Raw genomic sequence first — 18,960 nt, 5'->3', positions numbered from 1 at the left:
GGGCACTTCTACGACCTTCAGCGGCTCGCACAACCTGAATTGTGCCATAGTGCAAAATAACCGCATTTAACACGAGCATAAATTACACCCTATTACACTGCTGACTAGGTGCTAATTTCTATCGCTTGTTGAAGCGTTTTTTTACCGCGCTGATAACGTTTAAGCACATTTGCATCAGCAAATACTTCTAGCAGCGCGGTCGTAAAGTCATAAACCCGCGCATCTTTTCCTGTCTGTTCTGCTGCTGCTTCAAAACCTTGTGTGTGGGCATCGGCAAACATCGCGACATCTTCAATCATGCCGGTGGCGATTTCCATATTGCTTGGGTCGCCGTGGGATTGTTCGCAGGCATTGGCATCGGTTGAGTGGAAATTGCGGCAGCGGAATGGGCGCACGGGATAAATGCTGCATTGATTATCTTGCAGCATTGGGCATTTTATGTTGGTGGTGAGATGTTGCTCGGGAGTGAGAGTGCGGATAATCGCTGCGTTCGTTTCGGCTTCTGCAAGTACAGCTGCAATTTTTTCGGCGCTAAACGTTTTGCTGAGGTAATCCTTGATTAACAACATTTCATGGGCGCGCACTTCTACTTTGTAATGACAACAAAATGCGCAGCCTGCTTTGCACGCTGGTTTGATGGAAGATGCCTCGATCGTTTTAGCGATTAAATTATCGTAGCGCTCATAGGATTTTGTTAATGCGGCGTTTGCGTCTTTACCTTTTGCAAGTTGGCTGGCAGATTTTTGAAATTCGTTGAGTGCGGCTTGTTGAAAATCGTTTGTCATGGGGGCATCGCAAAATGAAAGTAGTTAATGGCGATAATGTTTTTTTAGTATCACAGCCAGTTATAAATGTGATTATTGAATACGTATGCAGCAGGCTGGTTAAATTGCAGCAAATGGATTTAACTATAGCTAGCTGGAATTGCGCCACATCAGTGATGCTTTTACTGCACTCTGTTAATGAAATAACAATAACTCTGGATAGAGCTAGGTTCACAACCATTTTTGTCAACTGGCCAGGTGTGCGATCCACGCCGCGCAGTCCGACATGTCGGGATAAATGTATCCGTTTCCAACGCTATTTTTTCGGGCTGAGGCTCGAGGGCACCTTGCTGCCTGCCAAAACACAATAAGCATAATTTACCACTATCAGCCGAGGTTTGTGCTGCAAAATACTCCGATTGCAGCGGCGAGCTTTTGCGAGGGAATCCTGAATGAAAACCAATGCATTATCACAATTTTTTTCCAAAACAACACTCACACTTACGTTGGCCTTTGCCAGTATTGTCAGTGTGCAACAGGCCAGTGCCGACGCTATTTTACACGCGTTTGATTGGAACTATAGCGATGTTTCGGCCAAAGCAACGGAGATAAAAAATCTCGGTTACAAAGCGGTATTGGTTGCACCGCCGTTAAAATCCAACGCCGCCAATTCCCAGTGGTGGCAGCGTTACCAACCGCAGGATATTCGTGTTATCGACCATGCGCGCGGCAATAAACAAAGTTTTCAAACTATGGTCAATGCGTTAAACGCGCAGGGCGTAGAAGTGTATGCCGATATTGTATTGAATCACATGGCCAATGAGCGCAATGGCGCGACCGATTTTCCCGGTGCTGCGGCCTTGAGCACTTATGCTTCCAACACAACTTACTGGAACAATCAGAAATTATTTGGCGATTTAACCCAGGGCTTATTTGGCGGCTCCGATTTTAATCCGGCCAATTGTATTAGCGATTACAACGATGTTTGGCAGGTGCAAAATTGGCGCTTGTGTGGTGGCAGTGGCGATACAGGTTTGCCAGATTTGAATCCTAATTCCTGGGTGGTAACACAGCAGCGCAATTATTTAAGCGCGTTAAAAACCATGGGTGTTAAAGGTTTCCGCGTCGATGCCGCCAAACATATGACCGCCTATCACATCAATCAAATTTTTACGTCCACTATTAAAACTAACATGTATGTGTTTGGCGAAATTATTACTGGTGGTGGTGCAGGCAATACAGACAACGATCGCTTTCTTACGCCTTACTTGCGCGATACCGACCACAAAGCCTATGACTTTCCGTTGTTTCAAAGTATCCGCAATGCGTTCAGTGTCGGCGGCAGTATGAGTTCATTGGTTGACCCACAAGCAGTTGGTCAGGCGATTGATAAATTCCGCGCAGTGACCTTTACCGTCAATCACGATATTCCACTCAATGGAGGTTTTCGCAGCTGGATAATGGATGCCACCGATGAGAAATTAGCCTATGCCTACATCATGGGGCGCGATGGTGGTAAACCCTTGATTTTTAGCGATACTACAGGCACTGATAGCAATCGTTGGGTTAATGCTTACAAAGCAGCACACATTACCGCCATGATAAAATTCCACAACAAAGTACAAGGCCAAGGTATGGAAGTGTTGGCACACAACAGTTGTGCAATTTTATTCCGTCGCGGTGAAGAAGGCGTGGTGGGCATTAACAAGTGTGGCAGCCAACAAAACTTTAGTGTGAATACCAACAATCGCTTTAAGTGGTACCGCAACTATCGCGATGTATTAACCAATGGAAACCTGGTGTACATCAACAGCAGCAGTTACACATTTGCGTTGCCATCACGTACCGCACGTATGTGGCTACCTGAATAATTTTTATCACTCATTGTTATGCATAATTAAAAACCGGCATCAGGATGGTGCCGGTTTTTTTACAGGCACACTTCCACGCCATAAATAAGAAGATTAAGATGCCGCACTTTTAATTTTTACTAAGGAGTAGCCATGCTTAACTATTTACGTATTACATTGATATTTGCGATGTGCGTCACACTGCTTTCAGCTTGTGGCGGTGGCGGTGGCGGTGGCGGTGGCGGTGGCGGCTCAGGCACTAAGAATAATAACTTTGCAGTGACATTTTCAAAAACGGAAATTATTGAAAATCTACCCAAACCGGAAGACACCATCATTCTTGATGCACAAGCGACTGGCGACCCTGGGGTCAGCGTGGTTTATGTGAGCGCCAGTTATTCTGGCGATGGCATAGAAAATGTGACTATGTCGCTAGGTGCAGATTATGGCAGCCTATTCATTCACCAAAAACGCAACCTATGGAATGGCATCTACCAAGGAAACATTACAGTAAATATTTGCAGTAACTCAAGCTGCACTAAACATCTGGCTAAATCCCCTTATAAAATTCCCTACACCTTTTATGTGAAGTCGGCTGGAATACGCCTTGAGCCAGTGGTAACAGCATCAAGCAGTGTTAAGGAATTTACCAATGAAATTGGCAGTGAGGTTGTCACACTTTACACACAAGCGAATAAACCATCGGAAGTGATCCACATGCGCATGGATGTGCCTGATTCAATTACACAGGTTAGTTTTGATGCAGAAACAGTGGCGCGGCTTTCTATTACCAACCTCAGTAAAACCGGATTTGATTTCATTGCGCCAGCCCAAACAACAACCGGCTACCATCGGATAAACAATATTTTAAATACCCTTGATAGCTCATCAAAAGCAGGTGTATTTGGCTTTCATATCGTACAGATAGTAAGCCCTGAAAATATTAAAAGTGATGAATTCGCTTTTTTAAAGCGCGATATTATTTTAAATATCCCAGTCAATTCAGAGCGTATTGCCAGCCAGGCACTTGCCTACTTTTTTCCCTATTCGGTGTGCGGAAAATCGCTTCAGCTGCCAACCATAGAACTTAATTATACGACAGGGGCTAATTGGCTGAGGGTAGATTACGCGGGCAGCAATTCATTAAGTGTTACAGCCAACTCAGCTGGCCTGACGGCCGGAAGCTACACTGCTGCTGTCAAAGCCACTACTTGCGACAACAAGTCAGATACCGCCAAAATAACGCTTAACATTACCAAAGGGTTTATTGCTGACCAGCAGTTTAATGGCCAACTATTTTTCGCGGCTCAAACCGCTGATTTTGGCAATTTGCCCATTGCGCTGCACGCCACAGAAAACAATCAAGGTTTTAGCTGGCAAGCCGTTTCATTAGATGCCGGAACTATTGTTGATGCAAAAACAAAAAGCGGGATTGGTGAAAGTATTATCAATGTTAGTTTCGATAAAAACTATATTGCCGCAATGGCCAACAACAGTACCAAAACCAACCGTATTCAAATTAGTGACCCCAGCAAAAAATTTGATCCAGTCACGGTAAATATTCTCTACAGTAAAATTTTGCCGGAAATTACCAGTGTTACTCCTACTATTATTGAAAGTGGCAAGCCTTTCACGCTGACTCTGAACGGACTTAACTTTCTCACACCACCTTACTACTTTGATCTGGCTATTGCCCCTATCAACAACAAACTTGGTTATCAGGGCTTTTTGCCCATCACCTATAAAGTCAAAGATCAAACCGAGACTAGTGTTAAACTGGAGGTTAATGCGGTGGTTGCCGAAGGTGACTATGAATTAATTATCCCCAATGACACAGAGGCTAAATTTAATTACACCATGCCTTTTATTCCCCATAAAAAAATCAAGTTTATTAAACCGGTCACGCAGAAAAAGGCCGTGCAATTTCATCTGCAAGCAATTGAGTAAATAAATGAAGGAATAGATATACCAAGGCGCTGCACACAGCAGGATTCTTCATGCAACTACAGAGGAATCCTGCCGGTTAACTTCTTCCGCGTCACATGGCTTGTACCTGTTATCTAGCACCAATCAGTTAATTGCTTTCTCGACCTCTGCCAAAAATCCGCCCCAAACGCATTGGCGCAGCTACTGCTGCCTTAGTCTGTCAATAAGCTGGCAGGTGCAAATGTTTATTAATGTTATTTTTCTCATCTGCGCTAATCACTGCCTATACTCAAGCCTAATGCAAATTGTGTAATTAACAGAACCACTAAAAACATAAGACCTCTCTATGGAACGTTATTTACTTCGCACCCTCGGCGACCACATGCTCGACCTTATTTATGCCAAGGATGAAAACGGCCGTTTTATTTATGCCAATTTGGCTTTGGTAAATATGACCGGTGCGGAGTCTATAGAGAATATATTGGGGAAAACCGATTTTGATCTTAATCCCCCGGCTGCCGCGCAAGCCTATGTTGACGATGATCAATGGGTAATCCGTACTGGCCAGCCCCTAGTAGGGCGAGAAGAGCTGCTCAGAGACGCGAAGACGGGGGAATCGCACTGGTACTCTACCACTAAGGTGCCGCTGCGAGATAACAACGGCAAGATCATTGGCATTATGGGTATTAGCCGCGATATCACCCAAACCAAACAAACCGAAATCGATGTGCGCGATGAAAATACGGAATTGGAACTGCGGGTGGCGCAGCGCACTGCCGAACTGCAAGCCATAAGTGCGACTCTTGAGCAGGAGCGCAATTTGATGCGCACCTTGGTTGATGCTGTGCCTGACAATATTTTTGTCAAAGATATTAATAGCAAATTTTTGTTGGCGAACGAAGCCGTTGCCCGAGGCATGGGCACTAGGCCAGAGAATTTAATTGGCAAGGATGATTTTGATTTTTTCCCGCAAGAGATGGCGCAGAATTTTTTTGAAGATGAACAAACCATAGTGCGCACCGGTGAAGGCTTGGTAAACCGGGAGGAGCTGGCGGTGAATAAAGAGACTGGCAATATGCGCTGGTTTCTAACGACTAAACTCCCCGTGCGCAATGACAAAGATGAAACTGTTGCGCTGGTGGGTATTGGTCGCGATATTACCTTACGTCGCCGCGCCGAGCGCGCCTTGCGTGAAAGTGAAGCGCGCTTTCGCAGTTTGATTGAATTGTCGTCCGACTGGTATTGGGAGCAAGATGCGGATTTACAATTTATTGAATTTGAAGACCCCAATAACAAATCCAGTTATCAACGCGATGAAGTATTGGGCAAGGGTTTAAAGGCGCTGCCCGGCACTGAACTTTTATTAGAATCCTGGATTGAATACGACGATCTAGTGGCTGAGCGCAGCCCCTTTCGCGATTTGGAATTGCGTCGCGTCGCTGATAACGGCAATACCTATTTTATTAGTTTAACGGGCTTGCCCGCGTTTGATGAAAACGGCAAATTTCGCGGCTATCGTGGCATTGGTCGCGATATTACCGAGCGCAAACGCTCTGAGGAGCATATTCATTATCTCGCCACACATGACAGTTTAACCTCACTGCCCAATCGTTTTATGTTTAGCCAAATTTTGAATTTGGCAATTGAATCGTCTCATCGCTATCAGCGCAAGCTCGCCGTTTTTTTTATCGATTTGGATAGATTTAAAAATATTAATGACACATTGGGTCATGAGGCCGGCGATTGTCTGTTGCGCCAAATGGCCACACGCCTGAAACAATGTTTGCGTGCCAGCGATGTTGTGGGGCGTTTGGGTGGCGATGAGTTTGTGATTTTGTTGCCCGAGATGGAAAACACAGAGCAAATAGCCACAGTAGCAAAGAAAATTTTGGCGGCATCGCTCAACCCTATCGACATCAATGGACAGGAGTGTCGCGTCACCGCCAGTATTGGTATTAGCGTATACCCGGATGATGGAATTGGTGAGCAGGCCTTGATGAAAAATGCTGACATCGCCATGTACCGCGCGAAAGAAGAAGGTAAAAATAATTACCAATTCTATTCGCCCCATATTGAAGCTCGCTCACTCGAGCGGTTAGTGCTGGAAAATAATTTGCGCATGGCACTAGAGCGCAATGAATTTTTTTTGCACTATCAGGCAAAACGCAATTTACAAACTGGGGAAATTGCCGGTGTTGAAGCCTTGGTGCGCTGGCAACACCCTGAACTGGGAATTATTTCGCCTGCACAATTTATCCCCCTCGCAGAAGAAACTGGCTTAATTGTATTAATTGGCCGCTGGGTATTAAAAACTGCCTGTGCGCAAAATGTAGCTTGGTTGCAACAAGGCTTGCCGCCACTGTGTATGGCAGTAAATTTATCGGTGCGGCAATTTTTTGATGAAAATTTAATTAACGATGTTGCCGACGCCTTAACAGAATCGGGCATGCAACCGCAGTTGCTGGAAATGGAAATTACTGAAGGTATGGTAATGCAGGATGCCGAGCGCGCCATTCGCATTCTCACCGCCATTAAAGCCCTGGGTGTGCGCTTGGCCATTGATGATTTTGGTGTGGGTTATTCATCGCTCGCGCAAATAAAACGCTTTCCTATAGATACGTTAAAAGTAGACAGTTCGTTTATCCGCGATATTCCACAAAATCGCGAAGACCGAGCCATTACCGAAGCGATTATCGCTATGGGCAGAACCTTGAGTTTGACGGTGATCGCCGAAGGCGTAGAAACACAAGAACAAGAAGCGTTTTTACGCGATCATGCTTGTGATCAATCTCAAGGTTATTATTTTAGTAAACCTATTTCGCCGGAAGATTTTGTTAGTTTTATGAAAGCGCAAGCGGCAAGCACAAATGTTTATCCGCTTGTTGACAGCAAAAAATAATTAATCTGTTTATGTTTGTTGATGCAATTCCTGCCGTGCCTGTTTTACCACTTGCCAAGCTGCGGTTAGTGCCAGGGATGCCATAATGCTGGCGACAATTAAATCCGGCCAGGCGGTTCCAGTGCCAAATACACCAATGGCCGCAATAATTACCGCGATATTGCCCAGCGCATCATTGCGGGTACACAACCAGACGCTGCGCATATTGCTGTCGCCATTGCGATAGGCGTAGAGCAAAATGGCTACACTCACATTGGCCACTAGCGCAAGAAATCCAATTAGCGTCATAGTCTGTGCATCCGGCACCACACCAGCAACCGCATTCCAAATCGCGTGACCTAATACTGCAATTCCAAAAATTCCCATGGACGCCGCTTTAACAAGCGATGCTTTTGCACGGGTCTGCACACTCATCGCCAGCACCCAAATGCTAAGCCCATAATTGGCCGCATCGCCAAGGAAGTCGATAGAGTCCGCCAGCAGCGACACAGAATCAGCGCGCTGACTAAAAATAATTTCAACCACAAACATCAGCGCATTAATGATTAACGCTATCCATAAAATACGGCGGTATTTTGGATCGGGTTGAGGTGGTGATTGGTGATCGTGGTTACAGCAATGGGCGCCCATAGTTTGCTCCGCGTGAAATAAATTCTGTTGGAGTGCGCAACTCCATAAGCGGCGCGCTCCAACTTTTTCCATATTAAACCTTAACTTGTTTTTTTCTTACCATGCACCATTCCATACAACACCGGCAATACCAACAGTGTTAATAAGGTGGATGAAATAATCCCGCCAATTACCACAGTCGCTAATGGCCGTTGCACTTCTGCACCAATTCCTACATTAAAGGCCATAGGTACAAAACCTAAACTGGCTACGAGTGCAGTCATTAAAACCGGACGCAAACGGGTTAAGGCACCTTGAATTATGGCTTCCATTAAATCACCATTTTCCAAATAAAGCTGGCGAATAAACGCGAGCATAACCAAGCCATTTAAGACGGCTATGCCAGAGAGTGCAATAAACCCTACACCGGCAGACATGGACATGGGCATGTCGCGCAGCCAGAGCGCGAGTACGCCGCCGGTTAAGGCGAGTGGTACGCCGGTGAAAATAATTAGCGCGTCTTTAAGCGAGCCAAACGCCATCACCAGTAATGCAATCACCATTAAGAGTGTGAGTGGTACTACGAGGGTTAAGCGTTTGCTGGCCGATTCCAATTGCTCAAAAGTGCCGCCGTAATCTAACCAATAACCGGCAGGTAATTTTACTTCGCGGTTGATGGTTGCTTGCACTTCGCTGACAAAAGAACCTAAATCGCGGCCGCGCACATTGGCGGTGACCACCACTAAACGTTTACCATTTTCGCGGCTGATTTGATTGGGTGCGGGCGCAAGTTCGATGCTGGCGATTTCATTGAGCGGTACAAAAAATGGTTCGCTGGCAATGGGCACCGGCAAGCGCTCCAGCGCGAGCACATCATTGCGCAGGTTTTCCGGCAGGCGCACCACAATATCAAAACGGCGATCACCTTCATAAATTAAACCAGCGGTTTCACCGGCCAGTGCAGTGGCGACAAAATCTTGCAGGCTAGTCACTGTTAAACCATAGGCAGCCAGTTGCATGCGTTTAGGGGTGATGGTTAATACCGGCAAACCTGTAACCTGCTCCATGCGCGCATCGGCGGCGCCGGGAATTTTTTCTACTACTGCCAAAATGTCTGCGGCCGATGTTTGCAATTGCTCCAAGTCATCGCCAATCACTTTTATGCCTAGATCCGAGCGCACGCCGGAAATCAATTCGTTAAAACGCATTTGAATCGGTTGAGTGAATTCGTAATTGTTACCGGGCAATGCGCGCACGGCGGTTTCAATCGCCTCTACTAAATCGGCTTTCTCGCGGCTGGGGTTGGGCCATTCGCTGCGCGGTTTAAAAATGACAAAGTTGTCGGCAACAGAAGGTGGCATGGGGTCGGTGGCAACATCGGCGGTGCCGAGTTTGGCAAATACTTTATCCACTTCCGGAAATTGTTTAATACGCGCTTCAAGCACAGTTTGCATCGCCACTGCCTGCTCCAAACCTGTGCCGGGAATGCGCAATGCGTGCAGCGCTATATCGCCTTCATCCAATTGCGGAATAAATTCCGAACCCAAACGCGTGGCGAGCCAAACACTGAACAGCACCAACACCAGTGAACCGCCCAATACCAAACTGCGCCATTGAAATGCACGCATTAATAAAGGTTGATAAAGTTTTTTCGCTGTTTGCATAAAACGGTTTTCATGTTCGGCGACTTTGCCGTTCATGATGAGTGCAATTGCAGCCGGCACAAAGGTGAGTGACAAAATTAATGCCGAGGTTAAGGCGATCACCACGGTAATGGCCATAGGGTGAAACATTTTTCCCTCCACGCCGGTGAGGGTAAAAATTGGCAAGTACACGAGAGTGATAATACCCACCCCAAATAAACTCGGGCGAATCACTTCGCTGGTGGCTTCATAGGCGAGTTGCAATCGGTCTTTTAATGCCAGCTGTCCGCCTTTTTGCGCCTCGCTTAAACGGCGAATACAGTTTTCGACAATAATTACCGCACCATCGACAATCAAACCAAAATCCAATGCGCCGAGGCTCATTAAGTTTGCCGACACACCGGCTTCAACCATGCCGGTAATGGTCATCAACATGGCGATGGGAATAACCGCGGCGGTGATGAGTGCAGCGCGCAGATTACCGAGCAATAAAAATAAAACCGCGATCACCAGGAGCGCGCCTTCGAGCAGATTTTTTTGTACGGTGGCGATGGTTTTATCCACCAATTGGGTGCGGTCATAGACAGCAACCGCTTGAACCCCTTCGGGTAGTGAGCGATTAATCTCTTCCAGTTTTTCTGCCAGCGCGCGCGCTACTGTGCGCGAGTTTTCGCCCATCAACATCATCGCCGTACCCAGCACGGTTTCGCGGCCATTTTGAGTGGCGGCGCCGGTGCGCAATTCTTTGCCAATGGCCACCTGGGCGATATCGCCAATGCGCACCATCACCCCCTTGGCATTAGTCACGGCCACATTTTCAATATCGGCAATGCTGGCGAGTTGCCCCGGCGTGCGCACCAACAATTGTTGTCCGTCGCGTTCTAAATAACCGGCACCGCGATTGTCGTTATTGCTGTTAAGTGCGTGGATGACATCCTCAAAACTGAGCTGCCACTGCAATAATTTCACCGGGTCGGGCGTGATGTGATACTGCCGGGTGTAGCCGCCAATCGCATTGATTTCCACCACGCCTTTGACTTGCATTAGCTGCGGGCGGATGACCCAATCTTGCAATTCGCGCAGTGCCATAGCATCAAACTGTTTAGGATCCTGCGCCTCCACCGTATACATAAAAATTTCACCGAGACCGGTGGCGATGGGCCCCATAGTCGGCTCGATATTGTCTGGCAGGCTCGATTTAATTTGACCGAGACGCTGGTTAATAAGATTGCGCGCAAAATAAATATCCGTGCCCTCTTCAAACACCACGGTCACTTGCGATAAACCATAGCGCGACAGCGAGCGGGTATAGGCGAGTTTGGGCATTCCGGCGAGCGCAGTTTCCACCGGATAGGTGATGCGCTGCTCCGCCTCTAAGGGCGAGTAACCGGGCGCTTCGGTATTGATTTGCACCTGCACATTGGTGATGTCGGGCACTGCATCAATCGGCAGCCGCTGGTAATTCCACAGGCCGAGCGCGATGAGCGCAAACACGGCGACAAGCACCAGCCAACGGCGGGCGATGGCCGTGTGTAAAATCGATTCAATCATCTTGTTTGCTCCCTAGTGATCGTGCGTCGCGCCGGATTTCTCCAGGTCGGACTTGAGCAAAAAAGCGTTATCCACCACATAGGCATCACCCGCGTTCAGGCCGCTGAGCACCTCGGTAAATTGGCCGTCGCTGCGACCTAGTTCGAGTGGGCGTATCTCATAGGTATCGCCGATGTGGATAAATACTACCTGCCAATCGCGAAACGACTGCAGCGCGCGGTTATCGACCAGCAGCGGCACTGGAGTTCGGGCTATATCAACCCAAGCTTCTACGGCCTGATTGGGCACCCAGTTGCCGGCGCTGTTATCCACCGGCGCGTGTACTTCGAGTGTGGGCGTGTCGCCGTGGCGGGGGGTGATGTACTCGCTGCGGGTGCTGGCTTGAGTGCCGTTGGCGCTGAAAGTAATGGTTTGACCATTAGTGATCTTGCTGGCATCGGCAGGGAACGCCTGCAAATGCAGCTCTAATACGCGCTCATCGAGCAGGGTAAACAAGACTTTGTCGGCGCTGAACTCACCCGGGTTGGCATGGCGCTCCACCACCACCCCATCAATCGGCGCCAGCAATGGGTATTCGCGCAGGCTTTCGTTGGATTCCACGGTTGCCAATACATCGCCCGCTTTGACGCGCGCGCCAATGGTGGGTTTTACCGAGCGGATCAGCCCCGGGTAGCGCGCCTGAATATGGCTGACCCGCAGCGGGTCGGCGACGATTACGCCGTAGAGTTTAATGCGCTCCTGCAGCTCACCCGCCCTCGCAATAGCGGTGCTAATGCCTGAGGCGGCGGCCAGTTGCTCGCTCAGGGTGATGCTGGTGCGCTCCTCATGCTCATGGTGTTCGTCGTGGCCGTGATCGTCATGGTGGTCGTGATCGCCGGAGGCTAGCAGTTGGGCAGACAAACCCAGGCTGGCGGTTAAGATCAGGGTTTTAATAAATAGATTCATGGTGCAGTCTCAGCTAATGAGGTTGATGCCAGCGGAGCGGACGCGGTCAAACGCTCCAGTTCAATACGGGTTTCATGGGCGCGCAGGGCGGTGGCGATCAGCGCAGCGCGTGTGTCCAGCAATTCGCGCTGGGCGAAGGCCAGTTCGAGCGAGCTGTAGCGACCCTGTTCGAACGCAGCGGCAGTGGCGCTATAGGCCTCTTGCAGCAACGGCAGGATTTGATCGCGCAGGCTGTGCAAGGCGCTGAGGGCTTGGGTGTGTTCGCTATAGACTTGGTTTAAACGGGCTTCTAGCTGGATTTTGGCGCTATCTTCCGCAAATGCGGCGGCATCCTGCTCGGCGCGTGCCTTGCTGATCGCCCCGCTGGCGCGTTTGCCACTGGCGAGCGGAATATTCACGCCCAGTACCAGCGCCTGTTCATCGCTCGCCTGTAGCTGGCGCACACCGGCATTCCAGCCCAGCGTCATCTGGCCTTGGGCTTCGGCCTTGCGCAGCTCCGCCGCCTGCAGCCGGGTAGTGTCGGCGAGCAGTCGCAAGTCGGGGTTATTGGCCAGGCGTTTTTGCCAATCGGCAAGGGCTGCGGGGTTAGTAAGCGATAATAAATCGCCGCTGGCACGAGTGAAATCCGGCGAGCTATCGGCCCAGTAGGCACTCAGTTTTAGCATCTCCAGCTGCACTTGTTGGCGGGTTTTGCCTAGCTGCAAGTTGGCGCTGGCCTCGGCGGCGCGGGCGCGCAATAACTCCTCTTTTGGCGCCCGCCCCGCCTCTACCCGCCGGTTCAAACTGGCGACCAGGCTGTGCGCCAGTTGCTGCGCCTGCTCTTGAACCTGCAGTTGTTCCTGGGCGGCAAGCAGGGCGATAAAGCGATAATTCACGGCGGCGACCAAATCCAACACCGCCACTCGCTGTTCCGTCGCCAAGTGTTGCTGGCGGGCAGTGACTGCCTGGATGCGGGCATCGCGCTGGTCACCTAGCTCGATAATGGAGGCAAACGAAAGCGTCAGTTCAGCACCATCGACCCCGGAAAAATCACCTGAACCGGCGATATTTTCCAGCTCTGAATGCAGACGCAGCTCCGGCCGCAGGGCGGCACTAGTCTGTTCACCGGCCAGCGCGGCGCGGCGAAATTGGTATCCTCCTAGCAGGGGGTTGTGCTGCAAACTGGCGCTGAGCGCCTGTTGCAGGCTGATGCTCTCGGCCGCAACGGGCCAGGCTAAAGCGCCCACCAACAAGGGCAGCGCAAATAACAATTTGTTCATGGTCAATCCTGTCGTGAGCCAGTCACGTAAAACCGAACAGGGAGTCGTCATCCTCGCGTAGCGGGGATCCATAAAAACGAAAGCTGGGCTTTCAATCAGAGCTGGACTCCCGCGAGCGGGAGTGACGGACGAGTTGTAGGTTAAAAACTCAGACAGAAAGCGGCGGCGCGCGCAGTAAAGGCCGCCAATGGAGGGAAATAGGAGGGTAAAAGGCGCGATAAGCGCAGATAAAAGCAGCGCGAGGCAGGATTAGCAGCACCAGCGACAAAGCGGCGATCAGCCCCAGCGCCCAATCGATTTTGCTTAGCTTGGCACTGGATTGCGCCAGTATCGATTGCGCCAAATCCACATCGACATCCTGATGCAGCTCATCGGCATGGTGCTCAAGGTGCCCATTCATCACACTCATCTGCACCGACACCGGCGGCTCCTGGCCATCAAAACACAAATGCCCATGAGCGCCCGCCCAGTTGCTGAGCAACCAGAACGCGAGTGCGATAAAAGCAAATTGATGGGAGCGTGTAAGCATGGGGTTCGGCGCCGATAAAGATGAGCAGAGCATACTCAACTCGCTGGCCGCTGCCTAGCCTTAATCTGGCGGGGCAAACTGGCATCTGCCATGTTTTGGGGCTAGGGTTAAGCTCACATCATTGTGGTTATTGGTTATTAATCTTCAATTTCTAGCAGGAACGGAGTCATCCTTATGTTAGTCAATATCTCGGTTTCCAAACGCCTGGGTGGCGGTTTTGCGCTGGTGACATTAACGTTTGTGGCGCTGCTGGTTTTTGTGGCGCTGGCGTTTCAGGCAGAACACTCGACGACCAAATTAATTCTGAGCAACTTTATCCCTGGCACCAGCACGCTCTATTCGTCAGACCGGGATTTACAACAAGCATTGGTGGCCGAGCGCACGCTGATCGCAACGGATTCTGCCAGTGAAAAATTTGAGTCACTGCTGGCAGATCATGCAGAAAACAAACAGCAAGCACGCGATAGGGTCGATAAGTTTTTCGGCCTTATGTCCGACGACAAGCTGAGTGAGTTGATGCATAACTACACCGGTTTGCGCGATACCTGGGAGGCATCTACCGATCAGGTTATTGCCTTGGTTAAACAGGGTGATCAGGCGGCAGCATTGCAATTGAGTACCGGCAAAGCGGCGGAAGATTTTGAAGCTATGCGCAATGAACTGGATTTAATGCAGGACCGGTTGGAGCAAATTCTCGCTGATAAACACGAGTCGGCGGTGGCAAATTTCCGCAGTACCTCGCTGGCGATGGTGATCACCGCTTTGATTGGTGTGTTGTTAGCGGTGGTATTGTCGGTTGCCTTGTTTCGCAGCATTACTGCGCCGCTACAAACGGTGGTGCATGCAGTGCGTCAATTGGCCGAGGGCAATCTTACTTTTCGCAACAACGATATGCGCAAGGATGAATTTGGTGAGCTATTGAATGCAATGAATGAATCGATGGAGCGCCTATCGCAAACCGTGACCGATATATTGCAAACCTCGGATGCTCTTTCCAGTGCCTCTGCGCAGGTATCTGCCACCACCCAAAGCCTGAGCCAATCCACCACCGAGCAAGCTAGTAGTGTGGAGCAAATATCGGCCACGCTAGAGCAAATTTCCGGCTCGGTGGCGCAGAATTCTGACAACGCCAAAATCACCGATGGCATAGCGGCAAAAGCGGCGCAGCAAGCCAAAGAAGGCGGCGAGACAGTGACAAAAACGGTAGATGCCATGCGCTTGGTGGCCGAAAAAGTCGCTATTATCGACGACATTGCCTACCAGACTAATTTGCTCGCGCTCAACGCAGCAATTGAAGCCGGGCGCGCGGGCGAACATGGGCGCGGTTTTGCGGTAGTGGCCAGCGAAGTGCGCAAACTCGCAGAGCGCAGCCGCGTAGCCGCACAGGAAATCGATGCGCTGACCAACAGCAACGTACAGTTGGTTGAACGCGCCGGTCAATTATTGGATGACATGGTGCCCGCCATCACCAAAACCTCAGACTTGGTACAGGAAATTTCAGCCAGCTCAGTGGAGCAATCCGGTGGCTTGTCCGAAGTCAATGTCGCCATGAGCCAAATCAACAGCGCCACCCAACAAAACGCCGCCGCCGCCGAAGAGCTGGCAGCAACGGCAGAGCAGACCAATGATCAATCACACCACCTGCAACAGCTGATGTCGTTCTTCAAACTGGCGAGTTAATCGCCAGCCTCTGTTTTCCCCCAAGTTGAAAATTCTCCTTATCACCAGTGGCTCGTGCAGCGACTGGTGATGGGGTTTTTGTATAACTCAGTGCGTTATGTGGGCGGTGAATGCATCGCTGCACTGCGCCCAAAAGCATTAACGCCACCGGCTATCCAAGCGGGGCATTACCAGTTTTATTGGGATGGGAATTCAATAGCACATGTGTTGGCTATTCTGGAATTAAGATTAACTTGAACTTTCGCCGTTCCTGACAAGAAATAGTATTTATATAAAAATTTATGTCCGATGACGATGAATCAAATATTTCTGAATTTAATAGCTTTCGTATACAAGCTTCTTTTTTTATTAAGAGTATCAATGTTTACTGGTAAATCTAAGAATTCGTTAGCTTGATCGATAGAGTCAAAGGAAAATTTATTTTTTATGTGAAAAAGTATAGACGTTCTGAAATACTCCTGGACTTGATAACAACATTTTTTGGAGTCATCTGCCTTTTCTCCAACATGCACATACTCATTTCTTCTGACTCGCAAATGTTCTAGAAGCTCCCTGTGATAACAATACTCAGTATACAAAAACGCACATCTTGAGACTATTTTTCCATAATCGTTACCTGATTTTGGCGTAATTATTTTCTCCAAAGCCCCCCAAACCTTAAATAATGCATCACTTTGATCTTGAGAGTCGAAAGCTCTGACGTAACTTATCATTGAATTTTTTATCAATTCTTTGTATTTAACTTTATTTGCCTTTTTAATAAAATATTTTACATTTTTTGTGTAAATATCTACTGCTTTTGATTGATATAGATTTATTTTAAGATAGTTCATCTCGAACCAAAATTCTCTTGTTGCCAGGCTGCCATCAGTATGATGAAGAGTGTGAAGCGGACCAAACATTACCTTATTAATTGGTATGTATGGATCTCCTATAATTTCAGATTGATTATTTGCAAAAAAACAAAAAATTGACCTCAAAAAATCAAGCGACTTTAAAGCCTTAGAAAAAGCATTCTTTATGTTTTTTGATTTCATTTTTACAATGACTTTCGAGTACCCCGAGTCATCGCCTGATCCATATTTTTCTACCTTTATAGAGTTTATAGATGTAAATTTTTTATTGAAATTAGTAACAAAATTTATTTCACAATCATCAATGTTTATTTTTTTGAAAGGCAACGAATCGTAATCTATTGATATTGATGACAATAAAAAAAATACACATTCCGCTTTTGATTTTTGAGTCACTGCTAATTCATTTATCTTTTTTAAATAACTATCTTTTGTTACTTTTCCTGCAATAGCCGTTTTGTTTATGGCGCTTGAAATAAGTTGATGAATGTCTAGTTCTGACTTAACGCCATCTGGAAATTCAAGCATGGATAGCAAAGCTGCCTGCGAATTAAAATAACCATCTGTAACTGCAAAAGAAAGGCGGCCATCTTCTGATATTCTTTTCGCCTTTTCTATTTCGTCGAGAATGGCTTGAGGATTAAAGTTTGCTTTGAATTTTATAGCCATTTATTGATCCATTATAATTAGCAATTGTCTCTTGGTAATACTACCCCGCCACAAACACCGGCGCAAATCCACCACCTTGAGTGCGGAAGTTGGTGGTTTGGCCTTGGTATAAACGCGCGGCGAGTAGCTGGATTTTTCCAGCGTAGACATAGGCGCGGATATCCATTTTTAATTGCTGTTTTTCATCATCGACTAAAATGCCGCGTTCGCTGGGTGGTACTTGTTGTTGCGCGATGTAATCGCCCTGCAGGATTTCATCCCACACCCGTTTGGTAATTTTGTCGCCGCGATAGGCGGCTTTGCTGCCGTAGCCGGTGGCGGGTTTAAAAAATAATTGTTTGCGCGCTTGCCATAATTCATCGGCGCGCTCAGCTGTGACTAATTGTGTGCGCGGTATTCCCGCCAGCAGGGTTTTAATATCCTCAGTGTTTGCACCCAAGTCGCTGAGTTGCTGTGCATCACTTAATACAACCAGATTGCGTTTGTCGGCGTAAAGTGCGTGATGGAATGGATTGGGTGTCAGCACTACCGCATCCAGTTCATAAGCGCTGCGTAAGGTTTGGTTGATGGGTTGCGCCAGCGAAAAATCGGTTAAACGGTTGTAGACCAAATCGATAACTTGATCCTGATAAAATAACTCTCCTGAATTTAATTCCAGTTTGCGCGGATCGACAATCAGCGTTTTAATGCCTGTTCGTTCAAAGAGTGATTGCGCCAATAAAAATTCCGGATAGAGAAATTGTCTGGTTGGATCTTCATCCACTATTGCAATAGTCCGCAGTGGTTGATCGCCACGCGCCAACTGCCATTCGCGCAAAAACATGGTGATAAATTCATTTTCTATTTGCGGTTGTAACAGTGCGGGAAAACTTCCGCTTGCATTGCAGCAGGCAGTTTGCGCGCTGAGCAACACCGCATTTAAAAAGCCACCGCCGGCGTTGGTATTAATTTCAATAATTTGCGGGCCGAGATCGCTTAAATGAAAATCAAATCCCATAAACACACCGGCATGTAAACTGGGCTTTTGGGCGATAGCGGGAGCATTATTTAACACTCGCGTGCGATAGGTTGGCAATTCAGTAACCCGCGTTACCGCTGCCACCAATTGCTGCAACTGCTGCCACTGCGCGGGCGAGATAAATACAGCGGTGTGGGAAAATAATTGCTGATGATTGTGTAAAATTTCTGTTGGCAGGGATTGGGCTTGCAAATGCGCGAGCAACTGGTCGCGCTCCAGGGTTTTGCAATAGCAGCCGCGATTCAATATTTCGGCGGCGGAGCTGCAATCTATTTCACATTTGCTCACAGTGAATACCTATGGGGGTTATTTAACTCGCCAATGTTTTTGCATTTCCAAATACATAAATGACGCCGTCCAGGCGATTAACAGCAAACCAGTTAATGCCTCCACGCCCGCCAAAAAGCGAAGCCAACCGGTGGGCACTAAATCGCCAAAACCGAGTGAGGTATAACAAGTGAGAGAGAAATAAATACAATCAATAAAATTAGAGTGAAAACTGCTCGTCAAATGCTGAGCATCCAAATTGCTGGGCACTAACTGACCGAAACCGCCAACTTGCATATAACCGTAATAAGCGAATGCAAAAATTATTACTTCAATAATATGCGCAAAAAAGCAGGCTAACAGGCTGAATAAAATACTAATGCGCGGTGTTCGTTTAGCATTGAAGAGCGTGTTGCTTAATAGGTTAATGGCTTCAAAATGAATCAACACACAGACTGCGACCACCACAAAATTAATCAGTAGAGAAATAAGCATTT

General features: G+C 48.1%; 13 protein-coding genes. 4 read left to right on the top strand and 9 right to left on the bottom strand.

Going from position 1 to position 18,960, the window contains the following annotated elements; genetic code table 11:
* Positions 1–104 precede the first annotated feature (104 nt).
* Complete coding sequence (locus tag AWU77_RS00640; protein ID WP_062057675.1) at positions 105–785, bottom strand: YkgJ family cysteine cluster protein; 681 nt, start codon at positions 783–785, stop codon at positions 105–107.
* Between the two features lie 431 nt (positions 786–1,216).
* Here AWU77_RS00640 and AWU77_RS00635 point away from each other — a divergent pair, with 431 nt between their 5' ends.
* The 3 genes from AWU77_RS00635 to AWU77_RS19965 all read left to right on the top strand — a co-directional run bounded on the left by AWU77_RS00635 (position 1,217) and on the right by AWU77_RS19965 (position 7,439).
* Positions 1,217–2,635: an alpha-amylase family protein gene (locus AWU77_RS00635; protein ID WP_062057672.1), complete on the top strand. Its 1,419-nt coding sequence runs from the start codon at positions 1,217–1,219 to the stop codon at positions 2,633–2,635.
* A 132-nt stretch (positions 2,636–2,767) separates the two neighbouring features.
* On the top strand, positions 2,768–4,561 hold the full coding sequence (locus AWU77_RS00630) for a hypothetical protein (protein ID WP_062057669.1): 1,794 nt from the start codon (positions 2,768–2,770) through the stop codon (positions 4,559–4,561).
* A gap of 325 nt (positions 4,562–4,886) precedes the next feature.
* Positions 4,887–7,439 carry an EAL domain-containing protein gene (locus AWU77_RS19965; RefSeq protein WP_084617881.1) on the top strand — a complete coding sequence of 851 codons (2,553 nt, stop codon included), beginning with the start codon at positions 4,887–4,889 and terminating at the stop codon, positions 7,437–7,439.
* Positions 7,440–7,448: 9 nt separating this feature from the next.
* Here the strand turns inward: AWU77_RS19965 and AWU77_RS00620 are convergent, their stop codons facing one another.
* The 5 genes from AWU77_RS00620 to AWU77_RS00600 all read right to left on the bottom strand — a co-directional run bounded on the left by AWU77_RS00620 (position 7,449) and on the right by AWU77_RS00600 (position 13,975).
* On the bottom strand, positions 7,449–8,141 hold the full coding sequence (locus AWU77_RS00620; RefSeq protein WP_238582278.1) for a cation transporter: 693 nt from the start codon (positions 8,139–8,141) through the stop codon (positions 7,449–7,451).
* Positions 8,142–8,149: 8 nt separating this feature from the next.
* On the bottom strand, positions 8,150–11,242 hold the full coding sequence (locus AWU77_RS00615; RefSeq protein WP_062057666.1) for an efflux RND transporter permease subunit: 3,093 nt from the start codon (positions 11,240–11,242) through the stop codon (positions 8,150–8,152).
* A gap of 12 nt (positions 11,243–11,254) precedes the next feature.
* Positions 11,255–12,187 (bottom strand): efflux RND transporter periplasmic adaptor subunit, encoded by a 933-nt coding sequence (locus AWU77_RS00610; RefSeq protein ID WP_062057663.1) that lies wholly within the window; start codon positions 12,185–12,187, stop codon positions 11,255–11,257.
* A complete protein-coding gene (locus tag AWU77_RS00605; protein ID WP_062057660.1) occupies positions 12,184–13,446 on the bottom strand; it encodes a TolC family protein in 1,263 nt (420 codons plus the stop codon). Before AWU77_RS00605 ends, AWU77_RS00610 begins: the two co-directional genes overlap by 4 nt.
* A 148-nt stretch (positions 13,447–13,594) precedes the next feature.
* Complete coding sequence (locus AWU77_RS00600; RefSeq protein ID WP_062057657.1) at positions 13,595–13,975, bottom strand: hypothetical protein; 381 nt, start codon at positions 13,973–13,975, stop codon at positions 13,595–13,597.
* Positions 13,976–14,149: 174 nt separating this feature from the next.
* Between AWU77_RS00600 and AWU77_RS00595 the strand changes: the two genes are divergently transcribed.
* Positions 14,150–15,655 (top strand): methyl-accepting chemotaxis protein, encoded by a 1,506-nt coding sequence (locus AWU77_RS00595; protein ID WP_062057654.1) that lies wholly within the window; start codon positions 14,150–14,152, stop codon positions 15,653–15,655.
* A gap of 299 nt (positions 15,656–15,954) precedes the next feature.
* Here AWU77_RS00595 and AWU77_RS00590 read toward each other — a convergent pair whose 3' ends face one another.
* From AWU77_RS00590 to AWU77_RS00580, 3 genes are read right to left on the bottom strand one after another with little or no spacing between them, the layout of a single operon-like run.
* Positions 15,955–17,178 (bottom strand): hypothetical protein, encoded by a 1,224-nt coding sequence (locus AWU77_RS00590; protein ID WP_062057651.1) that lies wholly within the window; start codon positions 17,176–17,178, stop codon positions 15,955–15,957.
* Positions 17,179–17,218: 40 nt separating this feature from the next.
* Positions 17,219–18,484: a hypothetical protein gene (locus tag AWU77_RS00585; RefSeq protein ID WP_062057648.1), complete on the bottom strand. Its 1,266-nt coding sequence runs from the start codon at positions 18,482–18,484 to the stop codon at positions 17,219–17,221.
* An 18-nt stretch (positions 18,485–18,502) separates the two neighbouring features.
* Positions 18,503–18,958, bottom strand: coding sequence for a potassium channel family protein (locus AWU77_RS00580; protein ID WP_062057645.1), 456 nt, complete (start codon positions 18,956–18,958; stop codon positions 18,503–18,505).
* Between the last annotated feature and the right edge of the window lie 2 nt (positions 18,959–18,960).

This window comes from Cellvibrio sp. OA-2007 (assembly GCF_000953825.1).
Classification (GTDB): domain Bacteria; phylum Pseudomonadota; class Gammaproteobacteria; order Pseudomonadales; family Cellvibrionaceae; genus Cellvibrio.
The sequence above is the reverse complement of the archived record's forward strand: the minus strand, read 5'-3'. Positions and strand labels throughout refer to the sequence as shown.